Source organism: Streptomyces barkulensis, from assembly GCF_002843305.1.
GTDB lineage: Bacteria > Actinomycetota > Actinomycetes > Streptomycetales > Streptomycetaceae > Streptomyces > Streptomyces barkulensis.
Window position 1 is genome coordinate 98604 of sequence record NZ_PGSG01000030.1, and the last position, 6000, is coordinate 104603.

5 protein-coding genes are annotated in these 6000 nt (G+C 72.5%); 1 reads left to right on the plus strand and 4 read right to left on the minus strand.

Annotated features, from left to right (window positions below; genetic code table 11):
• Positions 1-84: 84 nt before the first annotated feature.
• The 3 genes from CUT83_RS07940 to guaA all read right to left on the minus strand — a co-directional run bounded on the left by CUT83_RS07940 (position 85) and on the right by guaA (position 3120).
• Positions 85-693: a Uma2 family endonuclease gene (locus CUT83_RS07940; protein WP_101255177.1), complete on the minus strand. Its 609-nt coding sequence runs from the start codon at positions 691-693 to the stop codon at positions 85-87.
• Positions 694-816: 123 nt separating this feature from the next.
• Complete coding sequence (locus CUT83_RS07945) at positions 817-1407, minus strand: Uma2 family endonuclease (protein ID WP_101255178.1); 591 nt, start codon at positions 1405-1407, stop codon at positions 817-819.
• A gap of 123 nt (positions 1408-1530) precedes the next feature.
• Positions 1531-3120, minus strand: coding sequence for a glutamine-hydrolyzing GMP synthase (gene guaA, locus CUT83_RS07950; protein ID WP_101255179.1), 1590 nt, complete (start codon positions 3118-3120; stop codon positions 1531-1533).
• 322 nt (positions 3121-3442) lie between these two features.
• Here guaA and CUT83_RS07955 point away from each other — a divergent pair, with 322 nt between their 5' ends.
• Complete coding sequence (locus CUT83_RS07955) at positions 3443-3745, plus strand: chorismate mutase (RefSeq protein ID WP_101255180.1); 303 nt, start codon at positions 3443-3445, stop codon at positions 3743-3745.
• A gap of 395 nt (positions 3746-4140) precedes the next feature.
• Here the strand turns inward: CUT83_RS07955 and CUT83_RS07960 are convergent.
• Positions 4141-6000 (minus strand): FAD-dependent oxidoreductase (locus CUT83_RS07960; RefSeq protein ID WP_101255181.1); only part of this gene is annotated, 1860 nt, incomplete at its 5' end.

Consider the following 6000-nt stretch of genomic DNA (forward strand, 5'->3'; position numbering starts at 1 on the left):
CGGGCTGATTCCGTGTCAGGGGAGAAGCTAACCGCGGCCACTGACAACGCCCCCGGAGCGGCTCGCGGGCGGGCCGTGCCCGGATCACATCCGGTCGATCGCGGTGAGGTCGATGTCGATGCCGAAGGGCTCGGAGAGCGTCAGCCGCCCCTCGTGGACGCCGGTGAGGGCGTACGCCCCCGCACCCGGGTCGAGCCGGTGGACGTGGACCACCGGGCGGCGTCCCGTGCCCTCCTCCACCAGCCAGAAGTGCGGGATGCCCGCCCGCGCGTAGAGCTGGGGTTTGCGTTCGCGGTCGCGGATCGCCGAGTCGGGGGCGACGGTCTCCACGGCCAGCACGACGTCCCGGGCGTCGTAGCGGTTGGCCTCCAGCCCGCGCACGGCCTCGGCGCGGAGCACGGACACGTCCGGCTCGGGCGCCTGCCCGGGGCCGAGCACCACGATCATCTCCCGCCGCACCCGCAGATGTGCCGGGCAGGTGCGGCGCAGGCCTTCCACCAGCAGGGAATTGGCCAGCGAGTGGTACGCGCTCTGCCGGGCGCGGAAGACCAGCGCGCCGTCGACGAGCTGGGTGTGGGACGGGAGGTCGGTCAGGCGGAAGAGGTCGTCGACGGTGAAGCCCCGGTGCGGGGGCCGCAGCCACTCGGGGAACGGCTCGTCGTCGACTCCGTTTGCGGTCGCCACATCGTCCATGCCGCCATGGTGATCACCCCTCCGGTACGACTTGCCGCAAACCCCCGCGCCGCCGCTCGAAGGGGTGAGTAGTAGCACCGGAGTTGACGGGGTTCGGGCGGCCCCCACAGGAAGGCCGGAGTTCTACAGCCGGTCGATCGCGGTGAGATCGATGTCGATGTCGAAGGGGACGGTGAGCTTCAGCCGGTCGTGGTGGATGCCGGTGGGCACGTAGCCGCGCGTCGCGGGCTCCAGTTCGAAGACGTAGACGACCGGGCGGCGTCCCGTCCCCTTCTCGATCCGCCAGAAGTGCGGGATGCCCGCCTCCGCGTAGAGCTGCGGCTTGCGCTTGCGGTCCCGCTCCTCCGAGTCCGGCGAGACGACCTCGGCGGCGAGCACGACGTCCTCGGCCCGGAAGCCGGTCTCCTCGGCCTCCTCGGTGACGCCTTCCGCCCTCAGCACCGAGAGGTCCGGTTCGACGCGGTTGCGCCTGTCCAGCACGACGGCCATCTCCCGGCACACCCGCAGCTCGCCGGGAACGGTCTCGTGGAGCCCCCTCTCCAGCAGGAACATCGCCAGCGAGTGGAAGTACTTCCGCGGGCTCACGAAGACCAGGCTCCCGTCGATCAACTCCGTGTGGGGCGGGAGGTCCGGGATGCGGTCGAGATCGTCCGCGGTGTAGCCGTCCGGCGGCGGCACGGGCCACGAAGAGGTGGGCAGCGGCTCGGCGGTCATGGTTCCTCCCATGCGCGGGATTCTCGGCCTCAGCCCAGCGTAACGACCCGCGAACGCCCGCGCCGCCGCTCAAAGGAGTGAGCGGCGGCGCGGGCGTTGACGTTCAGGAGGGCGCGGGGGGCGTCACTCCCACTCGATGGTCCCCGGCGGCTTGCTGGTGACGTCCAGCACCACGCGGTTGACCTCGGCGACCTCGTTGGTGATGCGGGTCGAGATACGGGCCAGCGTCTCGTACGGCAGGCGCGTCCAGTCGGCCGTCATCGCGTCCTCCGAGGAGACCGGGCGCAGCACGATCGGGTGTCCGTAGGTACGGCCGTCGCCCTGGACGCCGACGGAGCGGACATCGGCGAGCAGCACCACCGGGCACTGCCAGATGTCGCGGTCCAGCCCGGCCGCCGTCAGCTCCTCGCGGGCGATGGCGTCGGCCTCGCGCAGCAGGTCCAGACGCTCCTTCGTCACCTCGCCGACGATGCGGATGCCCAGGCCGGGGCCGGGGAACGGCTGGCGGTGGACGATCTCCTCGGGCAGCCCCAGCTCCTGCCCGACCATCCGGACCTCGTCCTTGAACAGCTTGCGCAGCGGCTCCACGAGCTGGAACTGGAGGTCCTCGGGCAGTCCGCCGACGTTGTGGTGGGATTTGATGTTGGCGGTGCCGGTGCCGCCGCCGGACTCCACCACGTCCGGGTAGAGGGTGCCCTGCACCAGGAACTCCACGGCCTCCTCGCCGGAGCCGGCCTCGGCGACGATCTCGCTCGCGGCCTGCTCGAAGACGCGGATGAACTCCCGGCCGATGATCTTGCGCTTCTCCTCCGGGTCGGAGACGCCGACCAGTGCGTCCAGGAAGCGCTTCTCGGCGTCCACCACCTTGAGCTGGACGCCGGTGGCGGCCACGAAGTCCTTCTCGACCTGCTCGGACTCGCCCTTGCGCATCAGCCCGTGGTCCACGTACACGCAGGTCAGACGCTCGCCGATGGCCTTGTTGACCAGGGCTGCGGCCACCGCGGAGTCCACGCCGCCGGACAGGCCGCAGATGGCGCGCTTGGTGCCGACCTGGGCGCGGATGGCCGCGACCTGCTCCTCGACGACGCTTGCCGCCGTCCAGGTCGGCTTCAGACCCGCGCCCCGGTAGAGGAAGTGCTCCAGCACCTGCTGGCCGTGCGTGGAGTGCATCACCTCGGGGTGGTACTGCACGCCGTACAGCCTGCGCTCGTCGTCCTCGAAGGCCGCCACGGGGACGCCGTCGGTGGAGGCGGTGACGGTGAAGCCCTCGGGGGCGGCCGAGCAGGCGTCGCCGTGCGACATCCACACCGACTGCTCGGCGGGGGTGCCCTCGAAGAGGGTGGAGCCGGGACGGGTCACGGCCAGGGCCGTGCCGCCGTACTCGCGGCGGCCGGTGTTGTCGACAGTGCCGCCCAGCGTCTGGGCCATCAGCTGGAAGCCGTAGCACATGCCGAAGACGGGCACCCCGGCCTCGAACAGCGCGCGGTCGATGCCGGGCGCGTCCTCGGCGTACACGGACGAGGGACCGCCGGAGAGGATGATCGCCTTCGGGTTCCTGGCGAGCATCTCCGCCACCGGCATGGTGGAGGGGACGACCTCGCTGTAGACCCGGGCCTCGCGGACGCGGCGGGCGATGAGCTGGGCGTACTGCGCGCCGAAGTCGACGACGAGGACGGTGTCCGGAGCGTCGGGCGCGGTGGGCTCTGATGCCACGGGGCTGGCTGCCTTTCGGCGTGGATCTGGGCTGGGAAAGCCCAGTCTACCGGGGGTGTGCACCCGGTCGGCCGTCTCACCGTCCGGACCCCCGCACGCCCCGCTCCGCCTCCGGGTGCATACTGGACCGCATGTTCGCGCGGACCTTCTGGTTTACCTATGGCACCGGCCCGGCCGGCTGCCACGGGATCCCGCACGCTGCGTGAACGACTGACGAGCGACTTCCCCAGGCGCCCCGGGCCGGTCAAGGCCCGGGGCGCCTGCCGTGTCCCCGGGACGCGAACGGCACCGGGCGCTACGACCCCAGGAGGGACGTACGGCCATGGCCACCACCACCCCTGCCCCGACCGAAGCCGGTACCGCATCCGCAGCCGCACCCGGAGCCGACGAGCCGATCGCGCGGGACCGCGAGCGGATCGACGAGCTGGACCGCCGGATCATCGATCTGGTTCGGGAGCGCATGGAGGTCTCCGCCCGCATCCAGCGGGCCCGGATCGGCGCGGGCGGGCGCCGGGTGAACCTCTCGCGCGAGATGGAGATCCTCACCCGCTACCGCGAGCGGCTGGGCAGGCCGGGCACCTCCCTGGCCATGACCCTGCTGGAGCTGTGCCGCGGACGTGTCTGAGCCCGCCGGGCCCGTGCCCCGCCGGACGTCCCCGCGACCGCTTTGCGCCTCACCGGGGAACGACCACCCGTACGGCGCATTACCGCGGCGGGGCACGGTCGTTGGACCTGGCGACCCCAGAGCCGGCCGGGCGCCCGGAGGCGTGGGGAGCGCATCGGAGCGATGAGACGCCGTCCTCCCTCGGGAGGTGAGGACCGGGCGTCGTGGGACCTCGTTCCGGTGCAGTGGCCGGACGGCAGGGGACAGCGGTCCGGCCACGACCCAAGCGGTCGGTCCCCGGGACGCCGGGGACCGACCGCTCCGCGGTTGAACGCCGCGACGGCGTGAACGTGCGGACGCGCCATACGCGCCGGGAGGGGGAGCGGCCGGGCCGCTCCCCCCTCTCACGTGTCCGCTCAGGCCTCGGCGGACCCGGCGGCCCCGGCGGACCCGGCGGATTCCGCCGCCTCCACCGCCTCCGCGTCCACCGTCTCCATCTCCGTCTCCGGCGCCGTCCGCTTCGGCGGAACGGCCGGGACCGGCAGCACCACCGGCAGCCGCAGCGCCGCGAACGCCTCCTCGGGCACCGCCGGGGCCCTGGGCGGCACCACGGGCACACGTACGTAGTCGGCGCCCTGCTCGGGGCGGGGGTCGGCCTCGCCCTTGTTGGGCCACAGGGACATCGCCCGCTCGGCCTGGGCGGTGATGGTCAGCGACGGGTTGACGCCGAGGTTGGCGGAGACGGCCGCGCCGTCCACCACCGAGATGCCCGGGTGGCCGTAGAGCCGGTGGTAGGGGTCGATGACGCCCTCCTCGGGCGAGGCGCCGATCGGGCAGCCGCCCAGGAAGTGCGCGGTCAGCGGGGTGCCCATCAGCTCGCCGACGTTCGTCCCCGGAAAGCCGCCGATCTCCTCGGCTACGAGCCGCGCGGCCTCGGCGCCCTCGGGGATGTGGTCGGGGTTGGGCGCCCCGTGGCCCTGCTTCGCCGTCAGCAGGCCCTTGCCCGGCCCCTTGGGCTTGCGGTAGGTGGTCAGGGAGTTGTCCAGGGACTGCATCACCAGGCCGATGATCGTCCGCTCCGACCACCGGTAGTTGGACAGCGTCCGCGCGGCCTGCACGGGGTGGCGCAGGCAGTGCGCCAGGAAGGCCAGCGGCCTCGGCGCGCGGCCGTAGGGCACCTGGAGGACGGAGAGGGCGCCCATGGCGTTGGAGCCCTTGCCGTAGCGCACCGGCTCGATGTGGGTGTTGTCATCGGGGTGGACGGAGGAGGTGATGGCCACCCCCTTGGTGAAGTCCGGCTCCGCGTGTGGCCCGTGCTTCTTCCGGTAGCGGCGCGGGGAGGTCATCGCGCCGACCAGGGCCTCGGAGTTGGTGCGGGTCAGCTCGCCCAGCTTCGGGGAGATGTGCGGCAGCAGACCGGCGTCGCGCATCCGGTGCAGCAGCGTCTGGGTGCCGTAGGTGCCGGCGGCGATCACCACCTTCCGCGCGCGCAGCACCGTGCGCCTCCCGCGGCGCTTCCCGGTGCGCGCCGTGGTCACCCGGAAGCCCCCGGCGCCGTCCTCGGTCACCTCGGTGACGGTGGTCATCGGGTGGATGACCGCGCCGGCCTTCTCGGCGAGGTAGAGGTAGTTCTCGGTGAGGGTGTTCTTGGCCCCGTGCCGGCAGCCGGTCATGCACTCGCCGCACTCGGTGCACGCCCGGCGGGCCGGGCCCGCGCCGCCGAAGTAGGGGTCGGGCACCTCCGCGCCCGGGGCGGCCCTCACCTCGCCCGAGGCGTCCTCGCCGTCGCCGAAGAAGACGCCCACCGGCGCCAGGTGGAAGGTGTCGCCCACGCCCATCTTCCCGGCCGCCGCCTTCAGATGGACGTCCGAGGGCGTCACCGTGGGGTTCAGCCGTACGCCCAGCATCCGCCTGGCCTGGTCGTAGTACGGCTTCAGCTCCTCCTGCCAGTCGGTGATGTGCCCCCACTGGCGGTCGGCGAAGAAGGCCGGCGGCGGCACGTAGAGGGTGTTGGCGTAGTTCAGCGAACCGCCGCCCACCCCGGCGCCGGCCAGGATCATCACCTTGTCCATCAGATGGATGCGCTGGATGCCGTACAGGCCCAGCGCCGGGGCCCACAGGTAGTTCCGCAGGTCCCAGGAGTTCCTCGGCAGCGTCTCGCGGGTGAAGCGCCGCCCCGCCTCCAGCACCCCGACCCGGTAGCCCTTCTCCGTCAGCCGCAGCGCGGACACCGAACCGCCGAAACCGGAACCGACCACGATCACGTCGTAGTCGTA